At 47.4% G+C, this 16086-nt stretch carries 13 protein-coding genes; 3 read left to right on the top strand and 10 right to left on the bottom strand.

Annotated elements, in window-relative coordinates; translation table 11 throughout:
- Window positions 1-33 precede the first annotated feature (33 nt).
- Complete coding sequence (locus C8R34_RS03460) at window positions 34-906, top strand: thermonuclease family protein (protein WP_258364337.1); 873 nt, start codon at window positions 34-36, stop codon at window positions 904-906.
- Between the two features lie 88 nt (window positions 907-994).
- On the opposite strand, the gene C8R34_RS03455 is transcribed toward C8R34_RS03460, so the two are convergent.
- Together C8R34_RS03455 and C8R34_RS03450 are read right to left on the bottom strand one after the other, a co-directional pair.
- On the bottom strand, window positions 995-2464 hold the full coding sequence (locus C8R34_RS03455) for a TIGR03032 family protein (RefSeq protein ID WP_110337876.1): 1470 nt from the start codon (window positions 2462-2464) through the stop codon (window positions 995-997).
- Window positions 2465-2554: 90 nt separating this feature from the next.
- Window positions 2555-3661, bottom strand: a complete 1107-nt coding sequence (locus C8R34_RS03450; protein WP_110337874.1) for a PD40 domain-containing protein — start codon at window positions 3659-3661, stop codon at window positions 2555-2557.
- Between the two features lie 157 nt (window positions 3662-3818).
- Between C8R34_RS03450 and C8R34_RS03445 the strand changes: the two genes are divergently transcribed.
- Window positions 3819-7211: a M20/M25/M40 family metallo-hydrolase gene (locus C8R34_RS03445; protein ID WP_110337872.1), complete on the top strand. Its 3393-nt coding sequence runs from the start codon at window positions 3819-3821 to the stop codon at window positions 7209-7211.
- 65 nt (window positions 7212-7276) lie between these two features.
- Window positions 7277-7552, top strand: a complete 276-nt coding sequence (locus C8R34_RS03440) for a hypothetical protein (protein WP_110337870.1) — start codon at window positions 7277-7279, stop codon at window positions 7550-7552.
- Window positions 7553-7639: 87 nt separating this feature from the next.
- Here C8R34_RS03440 and C8R34_RS03435 read toward each other — a convergent pair whose 3' ends face one another.
- The 8 genes from C8R34_RS03435 to C8R34_RS03400 all read right to left on the bottom strand — a co-directional run bounded on the left by C8R34_RS03435 (window position 7640) and on the right by C8R34_RS03400 (window position 16077).
- Window positions 7640-8902 (bottom strand): hypothetical protein, encoded by a 1263-nt coding sequence (locus tag C8R34_RS03435; protein ID WP_110337868.1) that lies wholly within the window; start codon window positions 8900-8902, stop codon window positions 7640-7642.
- Between the two features lie 80 nt (window positions 8903-8982).
- Window positions 8983-11088, bottom strand: coding sequence for a bifunctional (p)ppGpp synthetase/guanosine-3',5'-bis(diphosphate) 3'-pyrophosphohydrolase (locus C8R34_RS03430; RefSeq protein WP_110337866.1), 2106 nt, complete (start codon window positions 11086-11088; stop codon window positions 8983-8985).
- Window positions 11089-11347: 259 nt separating this feature from the next.
- Complete coding sequence (rpoZ, locus tag C8R34_RS03425) at window positions 11348-11554, bottom strand: DNA-directed RNA polymerase subunit omega (protein WP_110337864.1); 207 nt, start codon at window positions 11552-11554, stop codon at window positions 11348-11350.
- Between the two features lie 80 nt (window positions 11555-11634).
- Complete coding sequence (gmk, locus tag C8R34_RS03420; RefSeq protein WP_110337862.1) at window positions 11635-12252, bottom strand: guanylate kinase; 618 nt, start codon at window positions 12250-12252, stop codon at window positions 11635-11637.
- A gap of 24 nt (window positions 12253-12276) precedes the next feature.
- Complete coding sequence (locus tag C8R34_RS03415; RefSeq protein WP_258364336.1) at window positions 12277-13890, bottom strand: HDOD domain-containing protein; 1614 nt, start codon at window positions 13888-13890, stop codon at window positions 12277-12279.
- Window positions 13891-14043: 153 nt separating this feature from the next.
- Window positions 14044-14508 (bottom strand): peptide-methionine (S)-S-oxide reductase MsrA, encoded by a 465-nt coding sequence (gene msrA, locus C8R34_RS03410; protein WP_110337858.1) that lies wholly within the window; start codon window positions 14506-14508, stop codon window positions 14044-14046.
- 42 nt (window positions 14509-14550) lie between these two features.
- Window positions 14551-15189: a thiol:disulfide interchange protein DsbA/DsbL gene (locus C8R34_RS03405; protein ID WP_110337856.1), complete on the bottom strand. Its 639-nt coding sequence runs from the start codon at window positions 15187-15189 to the stop codon at window positions 14551-14553.
- A gap of 96 nt (window positions 15190-15285) precedes the next feature.
- Window positions 15286-16077 (bottom strand): SPOR domain-containing protein, encoded by a 792-nt coding sequence (locus C8R34_RS03400; RefSeq protein WP_110337854.1) that lies wholly within the window; start codon window positions 16075-16077, stop codon window positions 15286-15288.
- Window positions 16078-16086 lie beyond the last annotated feature (9 nt).

Raw genomic sequence — 16086 nt, 5'->3', positions numbered from 1 at the left:
CGAGTTAATCTATTATGGCATCATGTGTGCCATATGCTATCCAAAATCCATTTTTTGAAAATACCTGCGATGTTTTTCAGCAAGCAGCATTATTTCATCCTCTACCTGATCCTCTGTCTTGTCGCATCCACTGGATTTGCGGCCGAAATTTACCGCAACGTTGATCCTCAAGGACGCGTCACTTATTCTGACAAGCCTTCTGTCGGTGCCCGGCAAATCGAGATCCTCAGCCAGCCCAGCCGCCAATTGCATCAAGTCGCCAGGGTTTATGACGGTGATACGATTATATTAGACGATAAAAAGCACGTCCGCTTACTGGGAATCAACACGCCCGAAATCGAAAGCCAGCAGCGCGAGGAAGAACCAGGGGGTGTTGCCGCAAAAAAGTGGCTGCAAGCTCAATTGCAGGACCAGAAGGTTTATCTGGAATTTGATCAGGAAAAGCGGGATAAATATAAGCGCTTATTGGCGCATGTATTTTTACCGGATGGCAAACACCTCAACCTGGCTTTATTAGAGAATGGTCTGGCGATCGTCAGTATCATTCCCCCTAACTCACTGTACACCGACAAGCTGATCCAAGCGCAACAGCACGCCGAAAAACTCAAACTGGGCATTTGGTCAATGCCGGAGTATCAGTCCCGGCCCATTACGCAGATTGCCAATCACACCAAAGGCTGGCAACGATTCACCGGCACTCCGGTCAGTATCAAGAAAAGCCGCAAATACACACGCTTGATTTTTAGTGACAAGGTTGATATACGCATCGCCAATACCAATCTCAAGCTGTTTCCCGCACCAACGACTTACCTTGGCAAACCGCTCGAAATCCGCGGCTGGGTCGCGCGCAACAAAGACTATTACACCATGTTGATTCAACATCCCAGTGCACTGATCAGTCGGTAGCCTCTTAAAATTGTAATTCGCAACGTCAGCACATCGAATTCGTTGAAGTATCTTTCATCCAACATATCATCTATCCGAATAATAGATCCTAAGATTTAACACGTTGCACCACATCATTCGTCACTTGCTGCAAGTGCTGATGCAATTGCCTTTCAATTGGTTGATGCCGGTAGGCGGGCAAAACATACGATGACAGCAACTCAACGTGCGGTTGCTCGTTTTCCTGCCAGCATTCCGCTACGGCGAAACCAATCATTTCGCCTGCAATTGATGCGGATATGCCCACTAATTCGCCGCGTTGCGGATGTGTTTGCCAGCGTTTTTGCAAACTGGGATAAGTCATTGCTTCGTAAGGAAGCAGACTTTCCGGGGTGAGATGAAAGACTTTCTGATACTTTATCGCCGGCTCGCCCGGTTGATCCAATTGTGAAGCGCGCGGCACGCCGGGCACCTGCACCGGTTGACTCAAACCGGGGCGCTTTACCGTCGGTTTGGTCGCAATCATCCCCCCTGAACCGGGAAAAGAGATCATGCGGTCAATGTCATCATCCTGGAAACCCAGCGCTCTGGGTTTACGGACATTCGGCAGCACCACGACATCGAACAATTCCTGCACGACGCCGTCAATGGTCAGCGTGTGGATGATATTGCCCGACTTGAGATCAATAATCATCAGGCCGCATTGCGATGTCATGTTATCTGCCGCAAGCCGCTGCTCCAGCGACAAACCGGAAAAAACTTTTGAGCGCAGTTTTGATAAGCCAACCAAGGCATAATTTTTCCAAAAGGCCAAACCCCGCACGAAACCTGGGCAAAATAATACCGGCACAAATGTATCGCCATCCAAATAACCGAATTCGCCAGTGCCGGAATTGAGCAGCCACAATTTACCTTGATACCAGCGCGGCGAATGCGGCATGGACAAGCCAGTGGCGATGATTTCATTGCTGGGAATGTGCATCACCACCCCGCCATCCAGGCGATGATTGCGCCAGCCTGCCGCTTCGTCTGTGACGCTGCACGCGGTCACATACGTGGGTTTTCCGTCTTGCATGGCCAAGCCATTCAAGTGACAACGATCTTCGGCTGCGAACCTGGTGATAAATGGCGGTTTCCACACAGGTGCGAAACTGAACCCTGGTTGCAAGGTAGCAACACAACTGAAATCAGTGTTAATAAATAATAGCTTTTGCTCTTCCGTGACCACGACATCATGCACATTCAAATCACCCGTGGTATGGGATTGGCTGGGCACATACAAACGATCACAGCCATGTTGTTGCTCACTTTGTGCCAAACGATTTTCCAGTTGCCAAATCTGGTAACGGGTCGCCATGTAGAGATTCTCATCGCTGGCGTACAAGCCCATCGGCTTGTCAAACAGGCGCTCATTCACGGCCAAATGGCCATTTTCCTTGCGTCCGACTAGAAACAAGCGATTGGCCTGATAAGTCGTGAAAGCAAAGCTGATCTGCTCACTTTCCAGCCACTGATAAAGCTGGTCGGAAGCCTGCATGGTGACAGCAGATGGATTGTTGGGCGCCGATGGTTGGGTCATGGATTGATTCAGGCTAGTGGTTGATGTGACCGCAAGGCGAAGAGCCCATCTCTTCGCTCCGGCAACACATTGGCTACAAAATTTCCGTCATTATTTCAACGAAAGGCTTTCCAGTGCTTTCTGATGATCCCATTTGCCGTGAAACAATTGCCCCTTTTTCTCGGGCGTACGATCGCTGGTCCAGGTCAGATAATTGCCATCCGGCGTAAATACCGGCAATCCATCAAAACCTTCTTTATCCGTCACGCGCACCGGTTCTTTCTGGCCATCGACATCGACGATGTACAGTTCAAAATTGCGGTGTCCATGCACATTCGTCGCAAAAATGACATATTTTCCGGACGGATGATAAAAAGGCGCCCACGACATGACATTCAAGCGCGTGATTTGCTTCTGATCGGTTCCATCGATGTTCATGGTGAAAATTTCAGCATCCCGGCCATTCTCAGAAAAACGCCGCCACACGATCCGTTTTCCGTCCGGACTGAAAAACGGGCCGCCATCATAGGTTTTGGTGTGCGTTAATCGTTTCACGTTGGAACCATCCGCATCCATGATGTAAATATCGATCATGGCAGACGGATTAGCTTTGAACAACGCAGCTTCCTCATCGGATAATTTTTCCGTATACGCCCTGCGGTTGGAAGCGAAAGCGATCAGCTTACCGTCCGGCGACCAGGAGGCTTCTGCATCGTATCCCAGCGTTTTGGTAAGATTTCTGATTTTCCCGCCGGTAAAATCAGTTTCGTAGATGTCATAAAACTCATCGTAATCCCATGCATACGATTGCCGCTCGCCGGATTTCCTGCGCTCGATTTCCGCATCCATCTTGGCTTTTGCCCCGACATCTTCATGCGTCGATGAAAACAGCACTTTTTCCTGCGCGGGATGAACCCACGCGCACGTGGTTTTGCCATTTCCTGGCGAAACCTGCTGCACTGTACCGCTGGCAATATTTTTCAGGAAAATCTGGTAAAAAGGATTGTCATCGGACAGTTCCGCCTGATAAACCATCCATTTCATGTCTTGGCGGTAATACGCTTCGCCGGCTCTTTTCTCCTTGGTGGAAAGCTGCTGTTCGCCGGTGATGAAGTCCGCCGCACCAGCATGGCTGACCGCCAGGAAAGCCAGTGGTAATAAAAAGCTGCTGATGACAGCAGAATCAGTAAAGAAAGGAGTTTGAATATAATTTTTCATTGGTTTCATTTGACTTACAAGCCCTATTGCTAAATGAAAAACATTTAAACATAGCTGTAAAAGGAAAGTAAACATTATGTGTTATAGAATGCGTTTGGTGATAATAACCGGTATCTGCCACAATGCTTCGAATAAATAACTTATCCCTATAAAAAGAATGCAAAAATTAATAAACCTCAGTGTGACGTGGATTGCCGTCGTCAGTTGCATGCTCTATAGCATGATCGTATCAGCCAACAATCAAACATTTCAGCATCAGATGGAAATTGTGCTGGCACCAGATATTTCTGAGATTCGTGTCAAAGACCATATCGCCGTGCCAGAGCAATTCCAGCAGCACAGCACACCGATTACGCTTGATTTCAGCCTGCACGCCGGTTTAACGATCACTGAAGTTCAAGGCGCGAAAATCACGCTGCGAGGGAGTAACGCGACTTCGAACAGAGCCATCCCGTTAAAGCATTACACACTCACATTGCCGCCCCAGCAGAAAACATTCACCCTGCATTTCAATGGCACCATTAATCACCCGGTACAAGGCCCCGGTCAGGAATACGCGCGCAGTTTCAGTTACACCCCCGGCATCATCTCGAATGAAGGGATTTTTCTGGCGAATTCCACTGCCTGGTATCCGCAGTTTGACGACGCCATGGTGTCGTTTCAGTTGGATATTCAGGTACCCGTCGATTGGGATGTCGTCAGCCAGGGCACTTTAGTGCGTGAACACAAAACACCGACAACCCAACAGGTAACTTGGGAAGAAAAGCAACCGCAGGATGACATTTACATCGTTGCCGGGCGCTATCAACGTTACACGCAATCCGCCGGTGCGGTGAACGCGCTGGTTTATCTGCGCAATGCCGATGAAGCGCTCGCACAAAAATATCTGGATACCACGGCGCAATATATTGCCATGTACAACAAGCTACTCGGCCCCTACCCTTACACGAAATTCGCGCTCGTTGAAAATTTCTGGGAAACCGGCTACGGCATGCCTTCTTTTACGCTGCTGGGCCCCAAGGTGATTCGCTTCCCATTCATCCTGCATTCCTCGTACCCGCATGAAATTTTGCATAATTATTGGGGCAACGGCGTGTTTGTCGATTATGCCAAAGGAAACTGGGCGGAAGGATTGACCGCCTATCTCGCCGATCATCTGGTCAACGAGCAACGCGGCAAAGGCGAAGAATATCGCCGTGACGTGCTGCAAAAATACGCAGATTTTGTCAACAAGGAAAAGGATTTTCCAATTATTCAGTTTGTGTCGCGGCATAGTGCCAGCTCGGAAGCCGTCGGCTATGGAAAAACCATGATGTTTTTCCATATGCTGCGCCAGGAATTAGGTGATGAGGATTTTGTGCGCGCGTTGCGGCAGTTTTATAAACAATTCAAATTCAAGCAGGCGACTTTTGACGACTTGAAGGCCACATTCAGCACAGTGACAGACAAGGATCTCTCCCGGCAATTTGATCAATGGGTGCATCGCAGCGGCGCTCCCAATCTATTATTGCGCCATGCGAAAGCCGAGCCCACTGCGCAAGGATTCAGGCTCAAAGCGCAACTCGAACAAACCCAGCCCGGCGAGTTGTATCAGTTGACGATACCCATTTCGGTCACTTTGGAAGGAGAAGCGCAAGCGCATTCATCGCAAATCACTTTCGATGGTAAGACGCACCAAATAGCAATGGATTTTCACGCACGCCCCGTGCGCATCGACATCGACCCGCAATTTGATGTATTCAGACGCTTGGATAGCCGCGAGATTCCTGCTGCGTTGTCGCAAGGATTCGGTGCTGAAAAGCCATTATTGGTGCTACCGGCAAAGGCTGACAAGGAAATACTGCAAGCCTATCGCTCACTGGCGATGCAATGGCAAAAAACCCAATCGGCCGCACTGGAAGTCATCACCGACGATCAATTACCTGTTTTACCCACAGACCGAACGGTTTGGATCATGGGCTGGCAAAACAAATTCAGCAACGCACTACTCGACACCTTAGCGGAACAAGGTGTCGCTTATCAACATGGCAAGCTGCAACTCGATCAACAAACGTACCAGCAGACTGAACACGCCATTGTATTGACGGCCAGGCAACCCTCCAACCCGGATAAAACGCTGTTATGGGTAGCTTCCGATCAGCCCAAGGCGATTGCAGAATTAGCCAATAAATTGCCGCACTACCGCAAATACAGTTATTTGGTATTTAAAAACGGCGATGAGCTGGCCAACGTGCATAAAGGCCAGTGGCCTGTCACGCAATCACCGCTCACCCAATTGATACAGCAAAAAGACCATGCAACAGTGACTGCTGCTCACGCTGGCACCACAAAACCGCGCCGCGCATTGGCAGAGCTGCCACCGGTATTTTCCGAAGCTCGCATGTTGGCCGATATCACGCATCTATCCAGTGCGGCATTCAAGGGGCGCGAACTCGGCAGCCCTGAACTGGATACCGCGGCAACCTATATCGCCAAGCAATTTCAGCAGATTGACCTGGTGCCGGGCGGTGATGACAACAGTTATTTTCAGAACTGGCAACAGGATGTCGGCGCACCGAAAGGCAACATCGCATTACGCAATGTCATCGGCATTTTACCGGGTACCAATCCGCAACTCGCCGGGCAAAGCCTCATCATCGGCGCACATTATGACCATCTAGGCATGGGTTGGCCGGATGTCCGCGCAGCCCACCAAGGAAAAATTCATTACGGCGCGGACGATAATGCCAGCGGCATCGCCGTCATGCTGGAGCTGGCGCGGCAAATCGTTCCCAAATGGCAGCCGGAACGCACCATCATTTTTATAGCGTTTACCGGTGAAGAAGCCGGCTTGCTCGGCTCCAAGCATTACATCAACAACACCAAAGACTTTCCAGTGGAAAAAATTGCGGCCATGCTGAACCTGGATACCGTCGGACGACTGGGCAACAATCCGGTCACCCTGTTTGGCACCGGCAGTGCGCGTGAATTGGTGCACGTTTTCCGCGGCGCAGGCTTTGTCACCGGCATTCCCGTTAATGCTGTGCAAGATGATTTCGGCTCCAGCGACCAGGCTGCATTCATCAAAGCCGGCATCCCCGCCGTGCAGTTTTTCGCCAGCGCACACGAGGATTACCACGCTCCCGGCGACACCGTGGATAAAATCGACACCGCCGGACTGGTCAAAGTCGCCGCCATCCTCAAGGAAGCTACCGAATATCTGGCGAACCGCATCGAACCGTTGACCGTTACCTTACAATCGCAGAACACGCAAGACGAGTCCACAGAAGCAAAAACCAAAGACAAACGCAAAACCAGCCTCGGCACCGTGCCGGACTTCTCCTACCAAGGCGACGGCGTGCGCGTGGACAGCGTCATCCCCGACTCTCCGGCGCAGCTCGCGGGACTACAACAAGGCGATATTTTGACTCAACTGGCTGGGCAACCGATTAGTGATTTGGCGTCGTATGCCAATATTTTAAGAACGCTTAAGGCAGGGGAAAAAACTGAACTGCGATATCGGCGGGATGGTAAAGTGGAGACGGTTGAGGTGATTTTGGTTGAACGTTAGTGGCGCTATGGTTCGATATTCTATTTTGTCGAATGATTAAACAGGGAAGAGCTTAGGGGCGCGTTATGAATAAGCTTAAGGTTAGCCTCAACAACTGTTATGGTATTCAGTCTTTGGATCGCGATTTTGATTTTGGTTCTAATCCAAACAAACCAAAGATCAAAGTCTATGCCAGCTATGCACTCAATAGACTAATGAAGACTTCCTTTTCAAGGACTTTTGAAGCACTTGCCAAAGGAGATGCGCAAAAAGAAGAGCGCTACAACCGCTCATCAAGATATGTGGTCGAGTCTGATGGAAACACCGTGCAGCCCAACGCAACGCTATCGCTTGACTCATAAAGGCAGACGTTGGTTACAACAGCGGGAAAATTGAGAACAAATTGGAATGTAGCAACCCAGCTTTGCCTTAAATGCGCTGACTGCCCGTCAGTGCCCTCTAATCCTGATATTGATTTCCGGTGCGCTGCGCTGAGCCGGTGGGAGTATGCGATTTAGCCCCAGTACCGTGATGCGGTGCGCAGCATTAAAGCCGGGTGCGCCGTCTTGGTCGCGCAGAATCGACGACACTTTATATTCCATGCTGCTGGATCTTGGGTCAAAATGGATGTCATGGATCCAGATGCCAGCTCGTTGTACCTGCTGATTTTCGCATTCGTAGGAAAGATCCCAGCCTGTCAGCATCGGTACCGCATAATCGTAGGGTAAGTCATTGATACGGAATGTTTGGGTGCGGACAATGCCGTCAGAGTTTTTGCGGCAGTCGCCGGTGTTTGTCGAGCGCGGATTCAGCGCCAGAAAATCCGGGCGCAATTTGACGCTGCTGCCGCGAATCAACGCAGCACGTGTTTTAATTCGGTGCGTGCGTGTGGCGTTATCCTTAAAAATGGTCTGAGTAACCCAGTGCGGACTGCCGTCCGGATTAGGTGAAATGCCGGTTTGGGACAGGCTGTAAGCAGCCTGCAACAAACGGTAATCGGCACGATCCGCCCATTTGCAGGAAGAGAAACGCCATTTACATTCAAAGGTGTCATCGAATTGAAAATCAAATCCGCGCGGCATGATCGCAATCGCATCGTTGCCTTTGAGCGTACCTTTGCTGCCGGTATTTTCCAGCGTGGCAACCGCGCCTTGGTTTTTATTTTGCAGCGCCGACATCTCAATACCACTGTAATCGCTCTCTATCGTGGCATTAAACCAGGCTGAGTGATAGCCGAATGCGCTATAAAACACACAAAATTCGTACGCGTCTTTATGGTTCTGATCGGTCAATTTGCCTTGTACTTCAAACATCAGCATGGCAGATCCTGTATTCTTCACCAATTTGCTGTGCGTAATGTCAACACGCATCGAATTGACTTCGCGTTCACTTTGCAGATAACGCAAATCCCAGCCATTTAGCACGACCGTGCCATTATCCACGTAGCTAGGCATTTCGATCCATTGCAGAATAGTTGCAGCCTCCGCGCCATTTTCGCGCTGCATGCACTTGCTGCCCTCAATCAGGATGAATTTTCCGGCATCCTCAAGAACCGTTTTTCCCGATGTTTTCAAGGATAGCTGCTCAAAAGGTGTGGCAATCTTTGACCCAGCCGCCGAATCCACAGGTTTCTTCTCCTGAGTTTTAGATGCGCATGCAACCAGTAGCAGCAGAACGCTTAGTGCAAATAACATCAGTGTATGGCGGATCATTCATTTTCTCCAAAATCAGTGTCGTGTGACAAAAAAACCTGCAAATTGATTCCACATCACCGTAAATCAGTCCTGCTCAATCAACTTTTAATTCGGATGATTCTGGCAACATCCTTGATACGTCTCAGGCTGCGCAGAATTTGTGCGAGATGGTGTCGATTATTCACTTGTAAAATAAAGCGCATTCGCGTGTAATCCCCATCACTTTCCATCGCAATGTCGTCGATATTCGATTCCGCTTTGGCTATTTCGGCGGCAACCCGGGCTAACACCCCCTGCTTGTTTACTGCCGTTACTTTGATGTTAGCTTCAAAGGTTCTGGTGATATCTTTTCCCCACGCCACATCCAGATAACTTTCCGAGCTTTTCTGACTATTGGCTATGATTGCGCAATCATGCGTATGAATGACGAGACCGTGATCCTTTTTAATTATCCCCACAATGGCATCGCCTGGAATGGGGCGACAGCATTTGGCAAACTGCACCGTCAATCCTTCAGTTCCCAATATCGTAATCGGACCTGCTGTTTGCTCATTGGACACCGATTCCAGCGGCAAAGTCAGGCGTTTTGCCACGACAGCAGGAAACTGCTTGCCCAGAGCCATTTCAGCCAGTAATTCATCTTTCGATTTAACGCCACTGTCGCGTACTAATTTTTCCCACTGCGTTTCATTAATCGTATCCGGATTGATATTAAAAGACAGTAGCGCCTGATTGAGCATGCGTTCACCCAACTTGACCGATTCGTCGTATTGGATGTTTTTCAGGAAATAACGAATATGCGAACGTGCCCTTCCCGTTGCCACATAACTGAGCCACGAGGGATTGGGCTTGGCGTAAGGTGCAGTAACGATTTCCACCCGGTCACCCGTTTTTAATAGGGTGCGCAACGGCGCATTCTCACCGTTGATCTTAGCAGCCACACAGCAATTACCCACATCGGAATGCACGGCATAGGCAAAATCAACCGCCGTCGATCCTCTTGGCAACGTCATGATTTTTCCCTGTGGCGTGAACACATACACATCGCCGGGAAACAAGTCAATTTTAAGATGCTCCAGAAATTCCAAAGAATCTGTCGAACCACTCAGTGCTTCCACTAGGCTCTGCAGCCATTGACTGGTTTCCGGGTGCAGATCATCAAAATCGTCATCCGAGCTTTTATACAGCCAATGTGAAGCCACGCCGTTTTCAGCAATTCGATGCATCTCGGCGGTACGAATCTGCATTTCTATCGGTATACCGAACGGCCCCAGCAAAGTGCTGTGCAACGATTGGTAACCATTGTTCTTAGGGATGGCAATGTAATCCTTGAATTTTCCCGGAATCGGCTTGTACAAACTATGCAGCATACCTAACGCGACATAGCATGAAGAAATATCTTTGACGATGACACGAAATCCATAAATATCCAGAACTTCTGAAAATGACAAATGCTTATCTACCATCTTCATGTAAATGCTGTACAAATGTTTTTCACGTCCGGTCACTTCCGCATCCAGCCCCACCTCTTTTAACTTGAGATCAATGGCGTCAAGAATTTTGCCAACGACCTCACGACGGTTACCACGCGCTGCTTTGGTCGCTTTCACCAGCACTTTATAGCGCAGAGGATAGGAATATCGGAAACCCAGCTCCTGCAATTCCTGATAGATATTATTCAGCCCTAAACGATGCGCAATGGGTGCATAAATTTCCAGCGTTTCACGGGCAATACGGCGTTGTTTTACTTGGTCCATCACACCAAGCGTGCGCATATTGTGCAACCGATCAGCCAACTTGATGAGTATCACCCGAACATCCCGCGCCATCGCCAAAAGCATCTTGCGAAAATTCTCAGCTTGGGCTTCTTCCTGTGTCTGGAACTCAATTTTGGTCAGTTTAGAAACGCCATCCACCAATTCCGCCACGGGCTCACCAAACCGTTCACTGATTTCGGCTTTGGAGATGTCCGTATCTTCTACGACATCATGCAATAACGCGGCCGTCAGAGTGGGTGCATCCAAATGTAAAGTGCCAAGAATCCTAGCCACCGCTAAAGGATGCGAGATATAAGGTTCGCCCGATTTGCGGAACTGCCCGGAATGAGCGCCTTGGCCAAACAAATAGGCATTTCTAAGCTGAGCAACATCTTCGGATTTAAGATATTGAGATGTCTCGGAAAATAGAAGTTCTGCTTCAGGCATAGACTTTGATGTGCTATCAGTATTTTTCAATGTGGATCACAAACCAGAGGTCTGTTTAAGAAAAATTCTAAGCTTTCTTTCTTGAACTGATCTCTACTTGGAATGAAAGCAAGTAATTTTTGCTTATTTCCGAAACCAAGTTCTAGTGGTGCGGTGTGGTGATACGATGCATCGAATAGTCTGATTGATACTCAGTTCTTATCAGTCAAAACATAGATCAAATCAATGCATTCCATATTCAAGAATGTTGAATGCACAATTACATGTTTTTCGGATTGAGAATATCCAACCCTATTTTACCTTGTGACAGTTCACGCAGTGCGATAACTGTCGGTTTATCGCGTGCGGGCTCGACCAAAGGTGCTGAACCGATAGCCAATTGTCTGGCGCGCGTAGTGGCAACCAGCGTCATATCAAAACGATTAGGAATTCTCTTTAAACAATCATCTACAGTAATTCGTGCCATGGTTTTTATCTCGGATATTAGGAATAACAATTGGATTTTACAACAAAGAATTAGCAAGCTACGCCATTCTTTATAAAAACTTACAATAGCTGGGTAATGAGTGATTGATATTTTACCACTTGCCGATCTTTACTTAAGCGCTCCGCCTTGATGATACAAATCAGATCACTCAGCGCTTCTTCCAGTTTGCTGTTAATAATAACATAATCAAACTCACCGATATGACTGACTTCCTCACGTGCTGCAGCAAGCCGTTTCTGAATCACTTCTGAATTATCTTGTGCCCGTGTTTTTAAGCGCGTAGCCAGGGTTTCGATTGATGGAGGAAGAATGAAAATAGCTGTTGATTGAGGAAAAATCTGGCGCACCTGTTTTGCACCCTGACAGTCTATTTCAAGCAAGATATCCTGCCCAGATGCGATAGCTTCGTTGATCCATTGTTGTGAAGTGCCATACAGATTGCCATACACTTCCGCGCTCTCCAGAAATTCTCCATTGATCAGCATCTTCCGAAATGTATCGCTATCCACAAAATGATAGTCCTTGCCATCCATTTCTTCCGAACGCGGCAGGCGCGTAGTATGCGAAACCGATAGGCTGAGATGGGTATCTAACTGAAGCAATGCCCTGACCAGACTGGTCTTTCCGGCACCGGAAGGCGCGCTAATAATGAATAAACAACCTGCAGTTTTAATCATTTTATATCAATATCGAGTCTGTATTTATTTCAAGTTTAAAGCTGTCAATATTTGCCCTTTTAACGTCTTGATGAGCCTTGTTTCTTCAGGTGTTATCCCTTCGGGTGCAGCAAATTCACGATCGGCATAGATAAATCCAATAGGTTTTTTATTGAAAGTCAAGGGAAGCACAATAAAGCTACGCGTGTCTGGTAATAAATTTTGGTGCCAAGGCGGCAGTAATTCTCGAACCTTAGGCTCTACAGCATTTGAAATAAATAAATCAATGTCTCTCGCCATCGCAAGATAAAACAAATCCGTTGACAGAATCGCCGGGAAGCAGAAGGCATTTAGATATTCAGGGTCATTCCTTCCTATGGAGCTACGTGCCCGGTATTGATGTTTCTGCTCGTCCCTTAAACAGAGTGTGACAAAGCGAAAACCCAGACTAGTATAGTAATGTTCAAGAATCAACATGATCAACTCGCTGAGCTTGTAATTATTGGCGACCATCATTTCTGCAACATCTTGAACCGCTACCGATAATAATACAGAGGCATTATGCGGTTTACCACTGGGATAGCGTTGAACAACTTGCACATCATCGGCAGCGGTATCCATAAGTATCAGCTCAGCTAATACATCTTCACCATCATGTAAATGCAGTTCTATATCTTTCATATCTGCGCTGATTTTGCCATTTTTCACAGCCGGCAATAGATTTGCATTGACTTGTAGCGCAGCAGCTTCTTCTGCTGCATCGTTGATCAATAAGTCCAGCTTAGATTTGCTGAGATCAAGCGCTTTACCAAACCGTACAAGCAATTTATTTTCCAGCTCCAAATTTCCTGATTCACCGGCCTTAACGATCAGCGGTACTGCTTTATCACTCAATTCAGTAGCTTGTTGCATCCATTCCTGTTTATTCTTCGGGGCGTTCAAGGTGCCCGCGGATTTATTCTTAATTGCTTGAATAATGATAGCCGGAATATTCCATTTTTCCAGAATCGTTTCTGTAAAATCACTAAGACTGAAACCCAACACATGCATCGATGCTTGCTCTGGCGTGTGTGTACCTTGTTCGATGCAAGCCATCATCGCTTCGTATTTATCGTGATCGTGTGCGGCGAGCAGTAATCGACCTATATTTTTAAATAGCGCAGCCACGGCGATTTCTTCGCCATCCTTAAATTGACTATGCCTAGCAAGTTCCCGGCCTATCATGCTAGCCGCCAGCGCATGGATCAATTCGGTACGCACATACTCTGCGCGCTTACCCGACATCATACCATCAACCAATAGTATGGCTAGCGCGCACGTCCTAACAGTATCAAAACCAAGCAGAAAGATTGCCTTAGTGATGCTGGTAATTGCTTGCGTAGAACTGGTACGAAAAGTTATCGAATTGGACAAGCTTAAAATTTTCTGCGCCAATGAAACATCCGACAATATAAAATGCGACAATTGTCGTATTGACTCGTCTTCCGACGAAGATAATTGAATAATATAAGAGATGGATCCACCCAATGACGGAAGATTTGGATCGTCACTCATCGCATTTAACAGATTTTCTTTGGTGGAGGTTGTCGGCCTTTTCTTTGTCGATGCAACATCACCAATGCACGATGAATTCTCTTTATATCGTAATTCTGTAGCCATAATCATCTATGAAAGAAAGTGGTCGTATATGCCGCAAGGAGTTCCAATACCTTCGCTACAAAATCAGTTATACCTATTATTCAGTAAAGAGCTACCTTACAAGCATCGCAAAAACCTTATCATCGGCACGGCCAAATATTAATTGACCGGGAGTTAGCCTATACCGCGCTTCTTAAAATAATTCTGATGATATGCTTCAGCCACGTAAAATCGAGCGGCCGGTAAAATTTGAGTGACAACGGGGTCTTGCCAGCGGCCACTGGCTTGCAGCCTATTCTTGGATTCTTCAGCGATGCGTTCTTGTTCCGGTGTGAAAAAAAAGACAACCGAACGGTATTGCGAACCTATATCAGGGCCTTGACGATCCTGCGTGGTCGGATCGTGGCAATTCCAGAAATATTCCAGCAGCACTTCAAGGCCTACTTCTGCCGGATCATATTCCACCAACACCACTTCAATATGACCGGTAGTATTGGTGCATACCGCTTCATACGTTGGATTGTCAGTGTGTCCGCCAGAATATCCGCAAGTGACGTTGACGACACCTTTAATATTGCGAAAGGTTGCCTCAACGCCCCAGAAACAGCCTGCTCCAAAAATGATTTTATCCGTTGCCATTAACGTCTTATTCGACCCGTCAAATCAATATATTCTATCCGCTTATTTTTCTTTGCGCGCTTTCTCAATCAGCAGTTCCAGAGTTTTAATCGTATCTTGTGGCGTACCACCCATTCTTCCACTGGTCAGGTATTTCCCATTCACAACCAAAGCGGGAACACCATTCAGCTGATACTGCCGCGTCATCTGCGTTGATCTTGCTACCTGATTCTGTATACCGAAAGACTTATAAGTGGTTTCAAATTTCTTCCTATCGATACCCTGCTTCTCAATCCAATCAAACAATACTGATTCATTATTCAAATCAATTTTGTCACGATGAATGGCGTCATAGGCTTTATCGTGTAACACATCCGCTATTCCCATCGCTTCGATCGCATAATATATTTTTGCAGCCGCTACCCAGTTGGGACGGAGAATCGCCGGAACATACCGAAAACTGACATCACCGGGAATGTTCAACAGCCATGTTTTAAGATGCGGATGCAAGCTATAACAATGTGGACAGCCATACCAGAAAAACTCCAGCACCTCGATCTTGTTAGCATCCTGCGTCGGCTGAGGATTAGTCAAAACCGTATAGTCCTTACCTTCAACGATATCAGCGCGCGCACTCAAGCTATTGATCAAACCAAAACTCAATAATAAAAAGAAAACTACAAGCGATTGACGATAATTCATCTTAACTCCTTAAACAAATGACCTAATTGACTATCCCACTTCGATTGATATGAAATTCTGGAAAACTGCAAACCGATAAATAAGTATTCTGAATCATTAGGGCGTTTTAATAAATTGAGTGGCGATTCCGTTTTCTCTTAAGGAAGCACTCGTTTGATCAACATCCTCTTTTTTAGCAAAAGGCCCGACACGTACTCTATACCAAACCCCTTTATCTGCTAAATCAATTGGTTGCACGGATGCCAATACGCCCAGCAATGCGAGCCTTGCTTTCAGGTTTTCTGCTTCATCATTTTTCTTGAATGATCCAGCCTGTAGAAAGTATTTCTCTGTCGATTTAACTTGTTTAACTTGCGGCGGCGCTACAGGCTGTTGCACAGCTTCTGGGAAATTGCGCGGTTGAACTAATGCAGATTGTTGTTTGGTCTCAATCGGACTGACGACGGGATGTGTTGGAGCAGGTTGCCGCACAATTTCAACCGGCTTACTGCTGCTTTCCGGGATTTTAGCAGTAGCAACAGGTGGCTGAACGGGTCGCGCATCGGCCTGTTTGTTTGTTTGATAAATTTCCGGTTCATCGATGCCTGGCAGTATCTTATAAAAATCGAACCGGGGTTTTTCTTCGACTGCAATTAACGGCTCTTCTTGAACGGGTTTTGCTGGTGTTTTGAGTTGCTCAGCAGGTACTGCTTGCGGTTCACTTTTTGCAGATGAGCCCGCAACTTTCTCGGTAGATAAAAAAGGACTCGGCGCATAGTTAAGATACAACCATATGCCGATCGCACTCATAAGACCTAACGCATAACCAACGAATCCCCCAAAAAATGCTGAACCGCCTTTTTCATCCGCGGATTTTGAAGATTTTCGGGCTTTGTAATCTCGACTCATGAGTTTCCT

This window comes from Nitrosomonas sp. Nm84, from assembly GCF_003201565.1.
Lineage (GTDB): Bacteria > Pseudomonadota > Gammaproteobacteria > Burkholderiales > Nitrosomonadaceae > Nitrosomonas.
The sequence above is the reverse complement of the archived record's forward strand: the minus strand, read 5'-3'. Positions and strand labels throughout refer to the sequence as shown.

Bases quoted from the DNA above. Each gene is read 5' to 3' on its own strand.
- C8R34_RS03460 (WP_258364337.1), top strand. From the start codon at position 34: ATGCTATCCAAAATCCATTTTTTGAAAATACCTGCGATGTTTTTCAGC.
- C8R34_RS03455 (WP_110337876.1), bottom strand. From the start codon at position 2,464: ATGACCCAACCATCGGCGCCCAACAATCCATCTGCTGTCACCATGCAG.
- C8R34_RS03450 (WP_110337874.1), bottom strand. From the start codon at position 3,661: ATGAAAAATTATATTCAAACTCCTTTCTTTACTGATTCTGCTGTCATC.
- C8R34_RS03445 (WP_110337872.1), top strand. From the start codon at position 3,819: ATGCAAAAATTAATAAACCTCAGTGTGACGTGGATTGCCGTCGTCAGT.
- C8R34_RS03440 (WP_110337870.1), top strand. From the start codon at position 7,277: ATGAATAAGCTTAAGGTTAGCCTCAACAACTGTTATGGTATTCAGTCT.
- C8R34_RS03435 (WP_110337868.1), bottom strand. From the start codon at position 8,902: ATGATCCGCCATACACTGATGTTATTTGCACTAAGCGTTCTGCTGCTA.
- C8R34_RS03430 (WP_110337866.1), bottom strand. From the start codon at position 11,088: ATGCCTGAAGCAGAACTTCTATTTTCCGAGACATCTCAATATCTTAAA.
- rpoZ (WP_110337864.1), bottom strand. From the start codon at position 11,554: ATGGCACGAATTACTGTAGATGATTGTTTAAAGAGAATTCCTAATCGT.
- gmk (WP_110337862.1), bottom strand. From the start codon at position 12,252: ATGATTAAAACTGCAGGTTGTTTATTCATTATTAGCGCGCCTTCCGGT.
- C8R34_RS03415 (WP_258364336.1), bottom strand. From the start codon at position 13,890: ATGGCTACAGAATTACGATATAAAGAGAATTCATCGTGCATTGGTGAT.
- msrA (WP_110337858.1), bottom strand. From the start codon at position 14,508: ATGGCAACGGATAAAATCATTTTTGGAGCAGGCTGTTTCTGGGGCGTT.
- C8R34_RS03405 (WP_110337856.1), bottom strand. From the start codon at position 15,189: ATGAATTATCGTCAATCGCTTGTAGTTTTCTTTTTATTATTGAGTTTT.
- C8R34_RS03400 (WP_110337854.1), bottom strand. From the start codon at position 16,077: ATGAGTCGAGATTACAAAGCCCGAAAATCTTCAAAATCCGCGGATGAA.